Here is a 17,688-nt window from a genome sequence, read left to right as displayed (position 1 = left end):
AATCGTGGCGCGCCAAAGGGTTATCGCATGATCTAGACCTGCGGCAACTGGGAGGTAATACCGTGGAAAAAGCATCGCATCCCTATATTCCTACGCTTCTCGACCAGATGAAGGACGGCCGGATCGGCCGCCGCGACTTTCTCAGGAAGGCAACGCTGCTTGGGCTTTCGGCGACGGCCGCCTATGCCATGGCGGGGCTGCCCGAGCCTATGTCCCAGGCTCGCGCCGAGGATATGCCGAAAGGTGGAAATCTGCGGATCGGCATGCGTTGCCAGGAGATCAAGGATCCCCACACCATCGACTTCTACGAGAAGTCCAACGTCATCCGCCAAGTTTGCGAATTTCTGACCTTCACCGATCGCGATAACATCACCCGTCCTTACCTTCTGGAGAAATGGGATGTCAGCGACGACTTGAAAACCTGGACGCTGCATGTTCGCAAGGGCGTGAAATGGCACGACGGCAGGGACTTCACCGCCGACGACGTCGTATGGAACCTCAAGCGTGTCTGCGATCCCAAGGTCGGCTCTTCGATGCTGGGCCTGATGACGGGTTACCTCGTCGAACAGTACGATACCGGCGAGAAGGACGACAAGGGCAACGCAAAGATGTCGAGCCGCCTGTGGTCCGACAATGCCATCGAGAAGGTCGACGATCATACCGTCAGGCTGAATTGCAAGTCGCCCCAGGTGGCGGTGGCGGAACATTTCTTCCACTACGCGATGCCGATCATCGATCCCAACGACAATGGTGCGTTCGGCGTCGGCACGAACGGAACCGGGCCGTTCGAACTCATCGAGTACAACATCGGAAAGAACGCCAAGTTCAAGGCCAGGACGGACTATTGGGGCGGAGGCCCGTACCTCGACACGTTCGCCTTCGTCGATCTTGGTGACGGCGCCGGGGCCGGCATCGCCGCCATGGCCTCGAAACAGGTCGATGGCCTGTCGACTGCGGATCGCGTCGAAATCAACTCGATGAAGAGTTTCCCGCATGTTGCCGTCTACAGCGTCCCGTCGGCCCAGACGACGGTCGCGCGCATGCACCCGGAAGGTCCGTTCGCCGACAAGCGCGTGCGCCAGGCGATGAGGCTCGCCGTGGATCGCAACAAGATCATTCAATTGGCCCTGCTCGGCGGTGGAGCGGAAGGGGAGGATCACCACGTCGCCCCGTCGCATCCGGAGTATGCTCCGTTGCCCAAGATCGATCGAGACGTCGAGAAAGCGAAGAAGCTTCTGGCCGACGCCGGATTCCCGGATGGGTTCGAGCACGACATGATCACGCGCTCCGAACCGGCCTATGAGGTCGCCATGGCGCAGACGCTGGTCGAGCAGTTCAAGGACATCGGCGTGAAGATCAACATCAAGACCCTGCCGAATGCCCAATATTGGGACATATGGACCAAGGTTCCGTTCTCCATCACGGGATGGAGCCATCGGCCGCTCGGCATCATGACGCTGGGGTTGGCCTACCGCTCGAACGTGGCATGGAACGAGTCGCATTTCTCCAACGCCGAATTCGACAAACTGCTGACCCAGGCCGAGGGCATCCTCGATCCGAAGGAGCGCTCCAAGGTGATGGAGAAGATCGAGCTGATCCTGCAGGACGAAAGCCCGATCATCCAGCCTTACTGGCGCGACCAGCAGACCGTGATGGACAAGAAGGTGAAGGGCTTCGAGAAGCACCCGTCGGAGTTCATCTTCGCCAAGGATTACGCAGTCGTGAAGGCCTAGACAGCGCCGGCTCGCCGTCGACTGGAAGACGGTTCACGCCCTCCCGAAATCTCTGGGAGGGCAGGGACCGTGCCCCTATCGGCGTCGCATCACGCGGTGCGCCCCTCTGAATTCTCACCAAGCTGAAGGTGGAAACTCCATGAGCTACGATCTGGTTGTCAAAAACGGCACGGTGATCACCGCCAATGATACGTTTCTTGCCGATGTGGGCATAAACGGCGAACAGATCGCTGCCATTGGGCAGGGGTTGGTCGGGCAGAGGGAAATCGACGCGCGGGGTCGTTATGTGCTTCCCGGAGCCATCGATGCGCATGTGCATCTGACCGACCCGCGCTACGCCCCGCTCTATACGCCGGGTGCGGATTCGTTCGGGGTCGGCAGCAGGGCCGCTGCGATCGGCGGCGTGACGACATTCGTCGATTTCGCGTCGCCCTATTCCGGCGTCAATCTCGTCAAGGAATTGGATGTCCGGCAAAAGGAGGCCGAAGGCGAGGCGGTGATCGACTATGCGTTCAACCTCACGATACGCGACACCGACCCGTCTCGAATTGGAGAATTGCACGACATCTTCGATCGCGGGGTCACCTCCATCAAGATGTTCATGGCCTATGACGGCTACCGGCTGAACGACGCCACCATCTTCAGCGCGATGGAAGTCATCGCCGAACGCGACGGCCTCGCGGTGGTCCACGCCGAAAACGACGACATCATCAGGATGCTGAAGGCCCGTCTGGCGAAGGAAGGCAAGACCGGCACGGAGTGGTATCTGTCGGCACTTCCTTCCGCGACCGAAGGCGAGGCCGTCCATCGCGTGATAGCCTTCGCGGCGCACACCGGCGCCCGCCTGATCCTCTATCACCAAACCTGCGAGGAAGGCGTGCGCGAGATCAGGCACGCCAAAGCACGTGGTCAGAGCGTGTATGGCGAGGTCTGCGTGGCCTATCTGGTTTACACCAGCGACGACTATGAGCGAACCCTGGCCAACGGTTTCTCCATCCAGACCAGCCCGCCGATACGGGAGAAGCGCCATCAAGATGCGCTTTGGCAGGCTCTCGCGGATGGCACTCTCGACATCGTGTCCACCGACCATGGTCCGCGCAAGCGGCCCCCGGGCCAACCCGCCCATGGGATATCGGGTATCGAGGCCCGTCTGGCGCTGATTCATCATTTCGGCGTGAACGCAGGCAGGCTCAGCCGCAACAGGTGGGTCGAGGTGTGCTGCACCAACCCTGCGAAAATCTTCGGCCTCCCCAAAAAGGGTCAGCTCCTGCCCGGCTACGACGCGGATGTGGTGGTGTTCGATCCGAACAAGGAATTCACGTTCTCGGCCGAGACGCTCCATTCCGACATCGATTACAGCTCCTACGACGGCATATCGGTGCGTGGATATCCGCAAATGACGATCAGCCGCGGCGAGGTCCTCGCAGATGGCGGGTCGTTCCTGGGCAAGCCCGGGCGTGGCCGGTTCATCGAACGGGGAACAGGGAAGCGCTCCTCATAGAGGTTGCGCAAATACGCCAGGCTGTCTTCGCCGCGCCAAACGCGCGGCACGCCGCAGCGCGGCGCTTGCCAGAACTAGGCTGTATCGACATTCAGTGCATCCATAGCATGGCTGCGGCGAGGTGGATGAAAGCAAGGAAGTGCAGGACGCGACGATCGAAGCGCGTTGCGAAGCGTCTGAAGTGCTTGAGCTTGTTGAAGCAGCGTTCGATGCGGTTGCGCGTTTTGTAGAGGACGGCGTCGTGCGGGATCTGCACTTTGCGGGATCGCTTGGAGGGAATGATGGCGCGCATGCCGGCGTCGGCGATGATCTGGCGCAAGCCGTTGCTGTCGTAGGCTTTGTCGGCGACTACGGCAGTCCCCTGGATGCCTTCCAGAAGCATCGGGGCAGTGACGATGTCGTGCACCTGCCCGCCGGTGAGCATGAAGCGCAGCGGCCGGCCGAATGCATCGGCAAGCATGTGGATCTTGGTGGTCAGTCCTCCCTGGGAACGCCCCAGAGCCTGGTTCTCGTCCCCCCTTTTCCGCTCGCTGCCTGCTGGTGGGCACGAACCAGGGTGGTGTCGAGCATGAGATATTGGTTGTTGGGATCATCGACGAGGGCTTTGAAGACGCGCTCCCACACACCTTTCTTGGCCCAGCGAGAAGCGGGTGTGGACGCTCTTCCATTTGCCGTATCGCGCCGGCAGGTCGTGCCAGTGGGCGCCGGAGCGCAGCACCCACAGAACGCCGTCGACGAATAGGCGATTGTCGGCGGCGGTGCGGCCCGGATCGCCTGCTTTACCCGGCAACAGCGAGGCAATGTGCTCCCACTGCGCGTTCGTCAGTTCGTATCGCTTGGCCATTCATCGCGCTCCGAATCACAGACTTCGGAACGCCATGAATCAGCACAATGCCGCGTTGAGAATCCTGAATGTAGATTGGACCTAGTCGCTAAGCCTGGGTCTGGGGCGGCCGCCATCCGACAAGGCGACGACAACCACGATCTCGTCCGCCCGTGGCGCGCTGCGCACCGCCACCGTCATTGTGTCGATGTGGTCGAATGACCAGGCTTCGTCCTTGTGGCCGAGCGGCACGTCGATCGAACTTCCCGCCGTGGCGACCTTCTGTGTCGACGAGATCAGCGCCTTGCCGCCGCCAATGAACGCCCGGATAGGCTTGCCCATGCGCGGATGGAGGATCGCTGCGGCATGTTCGATGTCTCCGCCAGGACCGACAATAGCGGCCTTGCCATAGGAGACGACGGGTTTCGAAAGAAGCATCGCCGCCTCGCGCACGAGCAGGTCTCCGAGTTCGGCGCCATAGGAGACAAGCTCCAAAAGGTCTTCGGCAGCCTTGCCTGCCAGCGGGTTCTGGACAACGGCGCAGGCGGCGGCGCGCGTGACCGCGGAGATGCTCAGCATCATCGCCGGCGGAAGCCACTTGTCCTCGCTGGACAGCCCGAAACCGTTCAACGAGCTGCTGCTGAAGTTCCGGGGCGAAGCTTACCGCTGACCCGGGCCAGAAACTTCGGCTGCCTGACATCAGCCGCACCGAAAACAAGAGCCTTTCGCGCGCCGCCACGACCGGAGACATCGACATGCACAAGCGCCAGGAATCTCCATCGATAAGCAATCGGATATTGTCCCGCCGCGGCAAGTTCCGGGTTTTCGACAAGATCGATCCCCAACGAACCGCGCTGGTCTTCATCGACATGCAGAACGGATACATGGAGCCGGGCATGCCGGCCGAAATTCCCGTGGCCCGTGAAATCGCGCCGAACATCAATGCCTTGTCTCAGGCCTTCCGGGCCGCCGGCGCACCAGTCATCTTCACCTTGAATACGATCGATGCGCAGGCGCATGCCGAGTGGTCCAACTCGTCCGAGCTGCCGGATTTCCTGGCCGGGCGGGGGATCGACACCGTGGTGATCGTCGGCACCGCCACCAACATCTGTTGCGAGTGCAGCGCGCGCGACGCCATGATGCAGAACTACAAGGTGATCGTCGTTTCGGACGCCACCGCGACCTACACCGACGAGGAACACAACAGTTCGCTGGATTCCATGCGGCATCTCTTCGCCGACGTGGTGACGACCGACGAAATTCTGGCCGAGATCGGGACACGTGCCGAAAGCTGATCCCGAGTTGTCTACGCTGGGAAACGGTCGTCGCCGGAAGAGAGTCAGATGAAACAGAAAGCCTACTGGACTGCATCCGTGCATGTCGAGGACGCGGAAAAATACAAGCAGTATCTCGACTACGTCCTCGAGCCGTTCGGCAAGTATGGCGGCAGATATCTTGTAAGGGCAGGGCGTTCGAAGGTTGTGGAAGGCCAGGGCGGGACCGTAAGTTTCCGGACTACGACACCGCGCTCGCCTGCTACGAATCCCTGGAATACCGGAAGGCGATTGCCCTTCGGAAAGACGCGTCGATCAACGATATAATTGTTGTCGAGGGCGTGCTCTCGGATCCTTTGCAATGATGGTCGCAGACTGAACGCCGATAGCACTCTGTTGCCTTCGGTGCGCAGGACATGACCGACATTGGCGATGAACCGGCCGCGCCAGTTCAGCACCGAAGATCCGGCTTCGAAAAGATCGTCACGCCAGGTAGTGCTTCAGGATGGAGGCACCCAGCGTGTATTTCGGGTCCACCATGTTGCCCAGCCTGACCCGGCCTACCTGTGTCAGAAGCATATAGGCGTCGAGCTCGGTGAAGCCGTATTCGGCGGCCATCCAGCGGACCAGTTCGCGATAGGCGATGCGGACGGCGTCCTCCATCGGACGCCCGGAACCGATCGTCATGATCGACTTCTCGTTCTCGAGCCGGGCCCATTTGAAGTTCCAGCCCTTGATGAGGTCGATCTGCACGGTCGTCACGGTCGGGTGCTCGATGGCGACGCCGCAAAGCTCGCCGTCACCCTGGTTGGCGTGGCAGTCGCCGAGATAGAGCAGGCCGCCGGCCGCATTGACCGGCAGGTAGATGACGGCGCCGGGTGCGACATCCGGCAGATCCATGTTCCCGCCGTAATAGTCCGGCTGCAGAGAGGAGATCGCCTCGATCTCCGGGGAGGTGCCGATCGTGCCGATGAAGGGCTCGTAGGGGATCGTGATCTTGTCGTTCCAGACCACGCCCTTCTTGGCATCGACATGCAGCTTCTTGACCCGCTCGGGAAGGGGTGCGTTGAGCACGGCCGTATCGCCGGTGCCCACCAGCCCCCCGAATTCGGTAATCAGGCAGGTGGTGCCGCATGGCTGTTCCCCGCGGGGGCGGACCTCCTTGATGTAAACGGCCAGGCAGTCACCCTTTTCCGCGCCGTTGACGAAGATCGGTCCGTTCTGTGGATTGAGATAGGGGAAATTCAGAAGCTTGCTGGGTACGTCCGTTTCCTTCCTGATGACGCCCTCGAACGCGTCATGGGTCTCCACCGACACCTCGGCGCCGGGATCGACCCGCAGCACCGGCTCCACATACGGTCCGTAGACATAGTGGTACTTGCCCTGGTCGGCCTCCGTCATGTTGTGGACGGTCTTGACCTTTCCCTTGGCGACGCCCCGTCTAGCCATGATCGAGTTTTCAAGCCAGGACATTTGTCTCTCTCCTTATGATCCGGCCTAGACGGCCAGGTATTTCCTGATGGTGTCGCGGTCTTCGAGTTCGTGCGGCGTCACATGCGCGACGATCCTGCCCTTGTCGATCACGTAGCAGCGCTGGGCCAAGGCCTTGATCATGTCGAGGTTCTGCTCGACGAACATGATCGTCATGCCGCTGTTCCTGTTTAGTTGCTTGATGATGCGGCCCATGTCCTGCACGATCGACGGTTGGATGCCTTCGGACGGCTCGTCGAGCAGGAGAAGTCGCGGCGATCCGACGAGGACGCGTCCGATGGCGAGCTGCTGCTGCTGGCCGCCGGACATGGTGCCGGCTTGCTGTTTCGATCTTTCCTTCAGGATGGGGAAGAGCTGGTAGATGTGCTCGTAGATGTCGGGCGCGACGCGCCCCTTCATGGATACCCCGACCTGGAGGTTTTCCCGAACCGACATGCGGGGGAAAACGTCTCGCCCTTGCGGGACGTAGCCTATCCCGAGCCGCGCCCTGCGGAATGGCGTCAGTCCCGTCAGCTCGGTCGAATCCAGCCGGATTGTCCCCGCCATGCTGTCGACCAGCCCGATCAGGGTCTTCATCAGGGTCGATTTGCCGACGCCGTTGCGGCCTATGACGGCCACGATCTCGCCCTTGGCGATCTCGAGGTCGATGCCCTGCAGGACCGGCTTGCCGCCATAGCCGGCGCGAAGGCCTTTGATCTGGAGCAGGGCCTCAGTCATGGTTCTGTCCCAGATAGATGGCCGCGACCCGATCGTCGGCGACGATCTCGTCGATCGTGCCTTCGGCGAACAGCCGCCCGAAATGAAGGACGGAGACCCGCTGGGCGACTTGGCGAACGAACGCCATGTCGTGCTCGACGGCAAGCACCGTCATGCCCTCGGCGTTGAGCTGCTTGACGATCTCGCCGGTCATGAAGGTTTCCTCGGGGGACATCCCCGCGGTTGGCTCGTCCAGAAGCAGCAGCTTCGGTTTGAGGCTGATGGCCATGCCGATCTCCAGCCACTGCTTGAAGCCATGGCTGAGGTTGCCCGCCAGCTGAAGCGCCACCGGCCGCAATTGCAGGAAATCGAGCAGCCGCTCAACTTCCTCGTCGAGCGTCGCTGGCCCGACACGGTGCTGCAGGGCGATTTCGAGGTTCTGGCGGGCGCTCAGCGCGCCGAAAATGCCCGGCACCTGGAATTTCACGCTCATGCCCCGGTTGATGCGCTGGAACGGCTTGAGGTGCGTGATGTCCTCGCCGTCGAACAGGATCGTCCCGCTCGAAGGCTGGTGCTCTCCCAAAAGGAGTTTGAAGAAGGTGCTCTTGCCGGCGCCGTTCGGCCCGATCAGGCAGTGGATCTTGCCAGCCTCCAGCGAGAAGCTGACGTCGGCGGTGACATGAAGGCCGCCGAAGCGTTTGTTGAGTTTTTCCGTCCTGAGCAGCGCCATCGTCACTTGCTCCCGCCCTTGCGCGAAAACAAGGAGGCCAGGAGCAGCCCTGCATTCGCGACAAGGCCCTTGGGGGCCAGCAGGACCGTGCAGACCAGCAACAGGCCCATCACCACCAGCGCGTACTGGCTGCCGTAGATCGTCAACGCCTGGAAGGCGGATAGGACGACGAGCGTGCCGATGAGCGTCGCCGTGAGGTCCGACCGGCCGCCAACCGCCACCCAGATGATCGGCAGCGCCGCCGAGGTGATGCCCATGGAGGAGGGCGTGATGTATTGGCCCCAACTGGTATAGAGCACGCCGCTCAGCCCGGCGAGGGCAGCGCCGAGGATGAAGGCCGCAAGCTGGTATCTGCGCACGTCGTAGCCCAGCATTTCGGCGCGTCCGGGATTTTCCCGGATGGCGACCAGCACGTTGCCGAACTTGGAATTGACCAGCACGCGCAGGCCGAGATAGACGGCGACGACCAGGCCTAGAACCACGTAGTAGAGGCCGATGTCGGGAAAGAGCACCAGTTCGCCGCCGAACCAGGGCAGGGTGAGCGGCGGCATGCCGCTCATGCCGTTGAAGCCGTTGAGCCGCGCCGATCCGACTTTCCATTCCGGACCGGCGGTCTGCGCCATGAAGCGCTCGAGCGCGAGCGTGACCGACAAGGTCACGATGCCGAGGAATATGCCGCTGATGCGACCAAAGAACAGGAAGTAGCCCAGGATTGCCGCGAACAGCGCCGCGATCGCGACGGCGAGCAGGACAGAAACAAGGCCGAAACCGTAGGCGGTGCCGAAGTTGACCGTTAGGATGCCGTAGCTGTAGCCGGCGATGCCGAAGAACGCGGTCTGGCCGAAGGACAGCGAGCCGCCATATCCCCAGATGACGCTGAGGCCGAGCGCCATGAACGTCCAGTTCAGGAAGTAGATGTTGTTGCCGACATCGTAGCCGTCGGCGGACAGCGGATAGACGAGGGCGGCGACGAGAACCAGCCCGAACAGGCTCCAGAACACAGGCCCGCGGCCCATGGTCTGCGGCCCCTCGAAGCGTTTGAAAATCCGTGACAGCATCATCTTGCCTACGCTCGGTCCTTGAGGATCAAGCCGGTGATGCCCTTGGGCAGCAGGCGGATGACCAGGATGACCGCCAGCAGAAGGCCGATCTGCCCGGCCAATTGGCCTTGCCAGGACGTCAATGAGGCCTTCACGACCGCGAGTAGCGCCGCGGCCGGAGCGGTTCCGATGAAGATGTCGGCTCCGCCCACCACGACCGTCACGAAGGCCTCCATGATGAACGTCGTCCCCATCGTCGGCACCATCGTCATGGTGGGGGCGTAGATGCCTCCGGTCAGGCCGGCTAACGCCGCGCCGATGCCGAAGGTCAGGGCGTAGACGCGGTTCGTGTCGACGCCGAGCGCGCTGGCCATGTGCGGCGCCTGGATGGTCGCCCGCGCAAGCACGCCGAAGCGGGTCTTGTTGAATATGAAATAGAGCAGCAGCAAAACCGCCAGGGCGGTCGCGATAAGAACCAGCCGGTAGTAGGAGAAGGACAGGTTCCCCACCGTGAAGCTGCCGAGCGGCGTGCCGACGCCGCGCATGGTCGGACCGAACAGGATGAGCGTACCCTGCGAAGCGATCAGGCTCACGCCCCATGTGGCGAGGATGGAATCGAGCGGTCTGGCGTAAAGCCTGCGCACGATGAGCCGTTCTATGACGATGCCGACCAGACCCGCGAACAGGCTGCCGCAGATGATCGCAAGGGGCAGCGGTATGCCCCAGCGAACCGCGAAGACGGTCACATAGGCGCCGCACATGATGAATTCGCCATGGGCGAGATTGATGACGCCCATCATGCCGAAGATGACAGCGAGCCCGCAGGCCGACAAGACGAGGAAAGCGAAGGCGTCACCGAACTGGTAGGCCGACGATACGAGTGCTGTCATGAACTGCATGGGCGGCTCCGGTCGAACAGGCGGGCATGCCGCCGGGCGGGCACGACGATGCGCCCGCCCGGCAAGTCGGTCTACTGCTTGGGCGGAGGATTGGACGGCGTGTACTGTTCCATCGGGTCCGACTTCGTCAGGTCGCAACCCGCTTCGCCCAGCCAGTATGGCTTGATGTCTTCCCAGACTTTCGGGAAGTCGATCGAGTGGTCCTTGTTGACATGGGCGAGAAAGATGGTGTGCGACATGTGCTGGCTCTTCGGATCGAGGCAGACCTTGCCGGACGGGCCGTCGAAACAGACGTCGCCCTGGGCGATCACCTTGCGCAGATCGTCACGCTTGGTCGAACCGTTCGCGCGCTCCACCATCTCCTTGTAGAGATTCATGGCGATGTAGGAGTTCGCGGCTTCCTGGTTCACGTATGGCTCGTTGGGGAACTTCGCATGGAACTTCTCCAGGAAAGCCTTGCTGGCCGGCGTGTCGACTTCCTCGATGTAGTTCGTCGTCACATACATGTTGGCGAGGCTCGGCGGGGTGAAGCGCTTGTGCTCGTAACCCTGGCCGACGTTGACCGATGACGCCATGGGCAGACCGAGATTGGCCGATGACGCCTGTTCGTAGTAGGACGCCTGCGCGGCTCCGACCAGCAGCGTCACGACGAAGGAAGGCTTCGCGTTCTGGATGTTCTGGATGGTCTGCGAGAACTGCGAGACGCCGAGCGGGATGAACTCCTCGCCGACCATCTCGCCACCATTCTCCTTGACGATGTTGCGGACCCATTCGGCAGAGATCTGGCCGAAATTGTAGTCGGCCGCGATCGTGTAGACGCGCTTGCCGTACTTCTCCATCATCCAGGGGATGAGAGTCGAGAACTGCTGTTCCGGCACGGCGCCGGTCACGATCATGTGCGAGTCGCACACGCCGCCTTCGTACTGGTTGTTGTAGAAGGCCAACCCGTCAAGCTGGTCGACGATCGGGCGGTAGGCTTCGCGCGAAGCCGAGGAGAAGCCCGCGAAGACGACATCGACCTTGTCGCGCTGCAGTACGCGGCGCATGAATTCCTGGTATCTGTTGTTGTCCGACTGGGTGTCGTAGATGACCAGCTCGATCTGGCGCCCGGCAATGCCACCCGCCTTGTTGATCTCGTCGGTCGCGAGCTGGATGGCGTGGACCTTGCCGATGGTCGCCGCGGCGAAGTCGCCCGACTGATCCTCGAGAACGCCGATCTTGATCGGGTCCGCGGCGTAGGCCGCTCCCGAGAGGGCAATGGCGCATGCCAGCGTCCCGGCCCGTAACCACTTTGCAGTCATATCGATTTCTCCTCCGGTTACAGTTTTTTTGCGTAGGGTAAGCCTGTCCCGATGGGCGGCTCGGCTTCATCCAAGTCGGGACCATGTGCCTGGACGAACGATGCACAGAACTCCTCGATGCTTTGCCGCGAGCGCATGCTTTCACGACGTAGATGATCGTAGGCGGCAGCGTGGTCGCTGCCGGTGCGTTGCATGACGATCAACACCGCCCTGACCAGGCTCCTGCGCAGGAGCCGGCGCCGCTCGTATTCCTCGACACGATCGGCGAGATAGCGCCGGCGGCGGAACTCATTGATGCCGACGAACAGCGCCGAATAGACGGTCGCCCGATGGACCGGCTTGCGCAGGGTGGCCGTCGCGCCAAGTTGCATAAGCGAGCGCAGCCGGCTTGGCGCCTCGACGCCGATGATGCCGATGACGGGCAGGCAGCGGCTGGGCTCCGATGCTCCTGTCTCGACGGTGACGTTGAGATCGGAATCGATGAACAGCACGTCCTTGTCGCTGGGATCGATCTGGATCTTGCAGTCATTGATCTCGGCGGCGGCGGAAGAGATGCCAAGCTTCGCCAGCATATCCAGGAGCTGTTCAATGGCCGCGGGCTGCTCCGTGGCGATCGTGGCGCGATAGCCGATGAAATTCTGGATGACCCGCGGCTCGCTCATTTGATTGACCTCAGCTTCGGAACGCTGTTGCGGACCGCGTAGCGTGGGGTGGTCTGAACGAGATACGGATCGGGCTGGACGGGACGGTTTGCCTGCCAAAGGATTTCGAACTGGCCCGAGGCTTTGGATCGGCCGATGCGTGGTGTCAGAAAGGCGTGATTGGTGGGGCCGTCCACGCTGACCGTTCCCTGAGGAGCGTCTATCGAAAGCGTGGGAAGCGTGAGCCGCACGGCTTGGACGTCGTCCGACCCGGCCGCGGCGATAGCGGCTGCGAGCATCTTCACCGCGACATAGGAAGCCTCGGCATCCGCCGATGGCGCGGCATCCTGCCAGCGTCGACGATAGGCGCCGATGAAAAGGCGGTTGGCGGGCGTGTCTATGGAAGAAAAGTACACGCTCGAGCTGATGTGCCCATCCATCGCGCGGTCGCCGATCTCGCCAAGTTCGGGTTCGGAAAGGCTGCAGCCGACGGCAGGCATTTCGGCGGGCTGGTCGATGCCGCGCTCAATGCACGCGGCGCGGAAATCCTGGAAGAAGCGGTAGGCGCTGGTGCCGATCAGCGTGTTGAAGATGAAATCCGGCCTGGCGTCGAGGATCGAGGCGATGGTCTTGGAGAAATCTGTGTCGCCCACCGCGTGGTAGCGTTCGGCGAGGACGGTTCCACCGGCTACCGACAGCCCCTCGCGCAGGATGCGGTTGTTCTCCCAGGCCCAGATATAGTTGGAGCCGATGCAGTATGCCCGCCGGCCCATATGTGTAAGCAGGAACTCGATCAGCGGAATGATGTGCTGGTTGGGCGCCGCACCCGTGTAGACGACGTTGGACGAACTCTCGAACCCCTCGTAATGCGAGGGATACCAGAGCAGCGCGTCATATTTCTCGAAGAGGGGGATAACGTCCTTGCGGCTGGACGAGGTGTAGCAGCCGACGACATGGCGCACGCCGTTCCGGCCGAGAAGCTCTTGGCTCGAAACGGCGTACTGGCCGAAGGAACCTGCCGGATCGGCCACGATCGGCACCAGGTCGAAAGGAAAGTCGGGAGACGCCCTTATCTCATCGAAGGCGAGCATCGCGCCGTTGAACATGGAACGCGAAACCACGCCGTAAGGCCCGCTTTGCGAGAACAGGACGCCAATATGGTACTGCGTTCTTGCCATGACCCCCTCGACGCAAAAAGACGCCCAACAGTCGGCACTGTGGGCGTTCTTGCCATCAATATGTCACGCAATTTTCGCGCTGCATGGGCTCATTTGCCCTGCGCATTGTCATACTTCAATGAAACATTAGCCGTGTCAAGCATCGATGCGGCGGCCTCTGCAAACGCATCGCGGTCCGGCGATCGGGAGAATGCTCAGCCGCCGCCGATCAGCACCGCGTCGGCAGGTTCGACGACTACGGAAACCGCGCTGCCGTCGGCGATCGGCCTCGTCGTATCGGGCGATGACACAAACAGTTCCATGGCGGGATCAACGAGGCCGACGCGGTATTCCATATGGTTTCCGAGATAGGACGATTTCAGCACGGTGCCGGCAAGGCTGTCCGCCGCGGCGGCGAACTTTCAGCCGCGCCGGTCCCGCCTGGACCTCGACATGCTCGCCGTCCGTCGGCCACGGTCACCGGTATGAGGTTGGCATCGCCCATGAAGTCGGCGATGAAGCGGTTGTCCGGCTGGTTGTAGAGTTGGCGCGGCGTGCCGTCCTGCGCGATCTTGCCTGCATTCATGACGATGATGCGGTCGGAGACGGCCAGCGCGTCCTCCTGGTCGTGGGTGACGTAGGCCACGGTCAGCTTCAGCTCCTGCTGGAAATCGCGGATCTCTTCGCGCACGCGCCGGCGCAGCTTGGCGTCGAGGTTCGACAACGGCTCGTCGAACAGCAGGACTTGAGGTTCCAGAACGATGGTGCGGGCGACGGCGACGCGCTGCTGCTGGCCGCCTCCTGTCGGCGCCACGATCGTAGATGGCCCTCCTACGCCGCCGGCCTGCGTGCCTCGGAGACCGTCGGGCTGAAGGCCGGCGACATCGACAGCGGTCGCGGAGTGGTACGTGTCGAGCACGGCAAGGGCGGCAAGGACCGCATAAACGCGGCTATGCCGAGCCCGACAGTTTAATTTATCGGAAATCCCGCGGCTTCGGCATAGTCTTCGGCTTGGGATAAGACGCTTACGGGCACATCGATGAGATTAAGGTGAAGACGCGAGATTTCCGGCTCTCGACCTCATTGCGGCCTTTCTGCCTAATTTGCCGCAACCTGAAGCCCCCCATTCGAACGGTATTTTGCTTTCAGCTCGATGGGGCCGCCAGGGCTGCCACCGCCGGAGCCACCGTTGCCGCCATTGCCGCCCTTGCCTCCTGCTACGGTCCCGCTGCTGGTCAGCGACAGGCCGCTCCCGGTGACCACCGCTCCGTAGCCACCTGCACCGCCGCCACCGCCACCGCCCACGGGGCCGGACCCACCGGGGCCGGGCGGTCCATCTCCGCCGTTTCCGCCGTTTCCGCCGGTGCTGGAAAGCGCGCGGGAGGTCGAAACGACCACGCCATGGGCACCACCACCGCCGCCGCCGCCAGCGGTGCCTGGGTCGATGGCATTGCTACCATCAACGCCATTGGCGCCCGCCGTGGTGCCACCGCCACCGCCGGCGACAACCGACCCAAAGAAGTATCCACCCCCACCGCTTCCTCCCGTCATGCCGGCGCCGCCGCCGCCGCCGGACGCTATGCCCACGTCGTTTATGCCGATGCTACCGTCGCCCCCGGCACCGGTCGCGCTATCCGCGCCACCGGACACGCCCGTTACCCCGCTGCCTCCGGTGCCGCCTCCCCTGCCGCCATCCGCGAACGCGGGCGCTATCAGCGCCAACGACAGAGCCAGCCCGACTGGCGTGGCTGGTGCCGCCGAGCGCGGATCGTGGGGCAAGAAGGCTCGCCTGCGAGCACAGTTTTCCGAGTTGGGCCGAAATGGATGATACTCGTCCTTGGGCCGGAGACCCACAATCAGCTGAATTCTGCAAACGCCCCATGAATTGCCCCCTCGCGGCCAATTCATATGGCCCGGATCGTCCGAAGCTGATTTGCCTGCTAGAAATCCCTAACGTGTCAACTGAGCACGTAAGATTTAAAAATATCAAATAAAAATCGCATCGCTCGACGCTAATCGTCCAAATCCACTCACGCCAGCGCAGTTCCGGCGGCAGGTGCTCAAGCTCGGTGTCGACCAGCATTCGCTGGCCATCACCCTTGCCTCGCGGGCGTTCGGATCGGGCCGCCTCGCTCATCGTTAGAGCCCAAGCAGCCGGAAGGTGGTGCGGCTAGAGAGCGCGCACGACATCGAGTTGCTGCAGCCGTTCGAACAGGCGCCGCGTCGCAAAGCGCGACAGGTTCTTTGTCACGAGCGATCCGGCGACGGCATCTTCATTCAGGAGCAAAAAATCACGTCACCGGCACCCTTGGCGCGCAGTTCGGCGTCACCGCCAAGAGTTTTTCGGCGCGCGCGACAGCTCGGTAGCCAGCCGGCATGCATCGGCCGCCGCTTCAACCAGCGCCAGGCAGACCGCGCGCTCAAAACCTTTTTCACCGGGCCGGATGCGCTTGCGCCGGCCCACTCGTGCTTCCAGCCGATCACCCGTGGCGAGCTATCGTCCTTCTTCGGCAAGGAGGTGTCGCGCGACCTGATCGGCGTGCTGCGGGGCAGGGGCTGATTGCCTCGGGGCCGCGCTCGCCGCAGTCTGGCGCGCCGTACACCTATGTGACGACCAAAAACTTCCTGTCACAGTTCGGGCTCGACACGCTGCGCCAGCTGCCGGATTTCGAGGCGCTCGAGGGCGCAGGGCTACTGTCGAAGGAGAAGCTGCTGGCCGGGGATATACCGAACGGTCTTGGCCGGGGGGAGGGCGACGGCGAAGAGGGCGAGCCAACGACAGGCGTCGTTGAGGATGAGGCGCTCTGAACCAATCGGAATCGGTTGCTTACGACAGCTAACAACTCAGGGCCACGATGACTGATCGTGCGGCAGCCGGTGGTCGGGATCATGGACCGCGACCTTGTCGCCTTCGACAAGGTTGGCTGAAAAGATCACCAGATTGGTGCCACCGGCGTGGCGCAGCGACGGAAACAGGATACCCCGAAGCCCCGTCGTAATGACTACGTCCGCAAGCTTCCACGATGAAGGTATATTCCTGTCGATGCGAGCGATCTGGCGCCAGGCACAATCCCATTCCTTCCAGGCATTATCCCAGGCATTTGGGTCGAACCCCTGCGAAAGATCGGCGATCTCGGAAAGCGTGAGCTTGTAGGCGGCAAGGGTGGCGGGCGGGGTGATGGTAGCGCCCTGCTTGTATTCCTCCAACGCCGTCTGAGGCGCGCGGGGCAGGTAAAGCGCTTCGACGCCGGGTCGATTGAAGCGCCCGCCGTCGATCGCTGCTCCTGCGCCACTCGTGGGCAGGAATGCCCATTTGGGTGTCAGATAGCGATGGAAGATCTCGTCTGGACCGACGCGGGTGATCCTCACCCACGCGCTCCATTCTCGAGATCCCGGATAAAGGCCAGAACCGCCTCGACCTGGCCGTCCGCGACGAGTTCGGCAGCCGTGCGATGGCCATAGTCGGCAATCGGTTCATTGCGGTACCAAAAGATCGCCTTCTTGACGTCGCCGGTGAGTTCCGTCGCGGCCGAAATCACCTTCACCATCTCGCGCATCCGACCCTGCAGTCGCTCCGATGACGGGTTACGGAGCGTGTTGCGGTGGACGCCGGTCAACTGCGCCAGGTTGGCCACCTTCACGCCCAGCGCCTGCGACAGGCGCTTCGGCGAGATATAAGGCGTGCGCGGCTCCTGCAGGCTGTCGACAAAACCTGAAACCACTTTCGATTGTGCGAGCTGTGCGTGGGTCATGACAAATCTCCGACCTCTCTTATACGCACATTATATGCACATTTCTAGGCATAGCAAGTGAACAGAGCGTCTGGGCGCCATTCCAGCGCACTGCTTGTCCTTCCCCATCCTCGTAGCGGATGCGGCAGCAATGCGCCCTCAAATCGGTCATTCGGGTGACCCCTGCCGTTCTCCAGAAGCGGACATCACTGGTGTCAACGCCACGGGCGAGATTGCGCCAACCGCCCACATTTGCGCGGGACGCAGCGAGCGTCGCGATCCGCGGGGAAACTGTGCATCGGGTGTCTGTAATCCGTCGCGAAGAACAGCGGTAATAAATGTTCATCGGCCACCATTTCGTTCGCATCCCGCCCTGGCTCCTATCCCGTAGATTCGGGCCTGCAACGATACCCGCGCAGATTGTTGTATTATGGTAACAGGCGCCGAAAAAGCGGCATCATTGTCACGTCATAGACAGCTCATTCGCCACCTCTGCGGGACGACAGCCTTGGGTTGAGTTAACGTGCGCGAACGCGGGTGACGGGCTGGCGCGGGTGGCGACTTTTGGTCGCCTCCGCGCCTCCGCGCCTCCGCCGGGTCTTGGGGACGACAGGCTTTGGGGCCGCCTCATCGGGCTCGGGAATGCCGAAGCCGGCCATCATGGAGGGGCT

At 62.2% G+C, this 17,688-nt stretch carries 18 protein-coding genes and 4 pseudogenes; 6 read left to right on the top strand and 16 right to left on the bottom strand.

Annotation, left to right across the window (positions count from 1 at the left end):
* Nucleotides 1–62: 62 nt before the first annotated feature.
* Complete coding sequence (locus tag LB551_RS18605; RefSeq protein ID WP_224660052.1) at nt 63–1,733, top strand: ABC transporter substrate-binding protein; 1,671 nt, start codon at nt 63–65, stop codon at nt 1,731–1,733.
* 139 nt (nt 1,734–1,872) lie between these two features.
* Nucleotides 1,873–3,234, top strand: a complete 1,362-nt coding sequence (gene hydA, locus LB551_RS18600) for a dihydropyrimidinase (RefSeq protein WP_224660051.1) — start codon at nt 1,873–1,875, stop codon at nt 3,232–3,234.
* A gap of 91 nt (nt 3,235–3,325) precedes the next feature.
* Here hydA and LB551_RS29950 read toward each other — a convergent pair whose 3' ends face one another.
* From LB551_RS29950 to LB551_RS18590, 3 genes are all read right to left on the bottom strand, one after another.
* Nucleotides 3,326–3,811 (bottom strand): IS5 family transposase, encoded by a 486-nt coding sequence (locus LB551_RS29950; protein ID WP_281408265.1) that lies wholly within the window; start codon nt 3,809–3,811, stop codon nt 3,326–3,328.
* A 12-nt stretch (nt 3,812–3,823) separates the two neighbouring features.
* Nucleotides 3,824–4,078, bottom strand: coding sequence for a transposase (locus LB551_RS29945; protein WP_263493258.1), 255 nt, complete (start codon nt 4,076–4,078; stop codon nt 3,824–3,826).
* An 81-nt stretch (nt 4,079–4,159) separates the two neighbouring features.
* Nucleotides 4,160–4,687 (bottom strand): amino acid synthesis family protein, encoded by a 528-nt coding sequence (locus LB551_RS18590; RefSeq protein ID WP_140551880.1) that lies wholly within the window; start codon nt 4,685–4,687, stop codon nt 4,160–4,162.
* Between the two features lie 125 nt (nt 4,688–4,812).
* Here LB551_RS18590 and LB551_RS18585 point away from each other — a divergent pair, with 125 nt between their 5' ends.
* From LB551_RS18585 to LB551_RS30120, 3 genes and pseudogenes are all read left to right on the top strand, one after another.
* Nucleotides 4,813–5,352, top strand: coding sequence for an isochorismatase family cysteine hydrolase (locus LB551_RS18585; RefSeq protein ID WP_140551881.1), 540 nt, complete (start codon nt 4,813–4,815; stop codon nt 5,350–5,352).
* Nucleotides 5,353–5,400: 48 nt separating this feature from the next.
* Nucleotides 5,401–5,538: pseudogene (locus tag LB551_RS30125) on the top strand (DUF1330 domain-containing protein); the annotation flags it as partial.
* A complete protein-coding gene (locus tag LB551_RS30120) occupies nt 5,508–5,696 on the top strand; it encodes a DUF1330 domain-containing protein (RefSeq protein WP_411910501.1) in 189 nt (62 codons plus the stop codon). The pseudogene LB551_RS30125 and the gene LB551_RS30120, both read left to right, overlap by 31 nt.
* A 118-nt stretch (nt 5,697–5,814) precedes the next feature.
* Here the strand turns inward: LB551_RS30120 and LB551_RS18575 are convergent, their stop codons facing one another.
* From LB551_RS18575 to LB551_RS30115, 11 genes and pseudogenes are all read right to left on the bottom strand, one after another.
* Nucleotides 5,815–6,804 carry an acetamidase/formamidase family protein gene (locus LB551_RS18575; protein ID WP_140551882.1) on the bottom strand — a complete coding sequence of 330 codons (990 nt, stop codon included), beginning with the start codon at nt 6,802–6,804 and terminating at the stop codon, nt 5,815–5,817.
* Between the two features lie 24 nt (nt 6,805–6,828).
* Complete coding sequence (urtE, locus tag LB551_RS18570) at nt 6,829–7,539, bottom strand: urea ABC transporter ATP-binding subunit UrtE (protein WP_224660050.1); 711 nt, start codon at nt 7,537–7,539, stop codon at nt 6,829–6,831.
* Nucleotides 7,532–8,248: an ABC transporter ATP-binding protein gene (locus LB551_RS18565; RefSeq protein WP_140551884.1), complete on the bottom strand. Its 717-nt coding sequence runs from the start codon at nt 8,246–8,248 to the stop codon at nt 7,532–7,534. Before LB551_RS18565 ends, urtE begins: the two co-directional genes overlap by 8 nt.
* A gap of 2 nt (nt 8,249–8,250) precedes the next feature.
* The gene (locus tag LB551_RS18560) at nt 8,251–9,306 is read right to left on the bottom strand and encodes a branched-chain amino acid ABC transporter permease (protein ID WP_411910498.1); all 1,056 of its coding nucleotides are present in this window, start codon (nt 9,304–9,306) and stop codon (nt 8,251–8,253) included.
* Between the two features lie 8 nt (nt 9,307–9,314).
* Entirely contained in the window at nt 9,315–10,178 is an 864-nt protein-coding gene (locus LB551_RS18555) for an ABC transporter permease subunit (protein ID WP_140551984.1), read from the bottom strand.
* An 80-nt stretch (nt 10,179–10,258) separates the two neighbouring features.
* Nucleotides 10,259–11,488, bottom strand: a complete 1,230-nt coding sequence (locus LB551_RS18550; RefSeq protein ID WP_224660049.1) for an urea ABC transporter substrate-binding protein — start codon at nt 11,486–11,488, stop codon at nt 10,259–10,261.
* Between the two features lie 17 nt (nt 11,489–11,505).
* Entirely contained in the window at nt 11,506–12,150 is a 645-nt protein-coding gene (locus LB551_RS18545; protein WP_140551887.1) for an ANTAR domain-containing response regulator, read from the bottom strand.
* Nucleotides 12,147–13,307 carry a transporter substrate-binding domain-containing protein gene (locus tag LB551_RS18540; protein WP_140551888.1) on the bottom strand — a complete coding sequence of 387 codons (1,161 nt, stop codon included), beginning with the start codon at nt 13,305–13,307 and terminating at the stop codon, nt 12,147–12,149. The genes LB551_RS18545 and LB551_RS18540 overlap by 4 nt, the downstream gene beginning before the upstream one ends.
* Before the next feature lie 194 nt (nt 13,308–13,501).
* Nucleotides 13,502–14,181: pseudogene (locus LB551_RS18535) on the bottom strand (ABC transporter ATP-binding protein); the annotation flags it as partial.
* Nucleotides 14,182–14,384: 203 nt separating this feature from the next.
* Entirely contained in the window at nt 14,385–15,065 is a 681-nt protein-coding gene (locus tag LB551_RS18525; RefSeq protein WP_224660048.1) for a hypothetical protein, read from the bottom strand.
* A 391-nt stretch (nt 15,066–15,456) separates the two neighbouring features.
* Nucleotides 15,457–15,750: pseudogene (locus LB551_RS30115) on the bottom strand (DUF1403 family protein).
* A 6-nt stretch (nt 15,751–15,756) separates the two neighbouring features.
* Here LB551_RS30115 and scpB point away from each other — a divergent pair.
* Nucleotides 15,757–16,094 (top strand): annotated as a pseudogene (gene scpB / locus LB551_RS18515) (SMC-Scp complex subunit ScpB); the annotation flags it as partial.
* 36 nt (nt 16,095–16,130) lie between these two features.
* Here the strand turns inward: scpB and LB551_RS18510 are convergent.
* Both LB551_RS18510 and LB551_RS18505 read right to left on the bottom strand, forming a co-directional pair.
* A complete protein-coding gene (locus LB551_RS18510; protein ID WP_224660047.1) occupies nt 16,131–16,655 on the bottom strand; it encodes an RES family NAD+ phosphorylase in 525 nt (174 codons plus the stop codon).
* Nucleotides 16,652–17,038: a hypothetical protein gene (locus tag LB551_RS18505; RefSeq protein ID WP_095204923.1), complete on the bottom strand. Its 387-nt coding sequence runs from the start codon at nt 17,036–17,038 to the stop codon at nt 16,652–16,654. Before LB551_RS18505 ends, LB551_RS18510 begins: the two co-directional genes overlap by 4 nt.
* Nucleotides 17,039–17,688 lie beyond the last annotated feature (650 nt).

Source organism: Mesorhizobium sp. BR1-1-2 (assembly GCF_020165435.1).
Taxonomy (GTDB): domain Bacteria; phylum Pseudomonadota; class Alphaproteobacteria; order Rhizobiales; family Rhizobiaceae; genus Mesorhizobium.
Note: the sequence above shows the minus strand (reverse complement) of the source record. Positions and strands in the feature narration are given on the sequence as shown.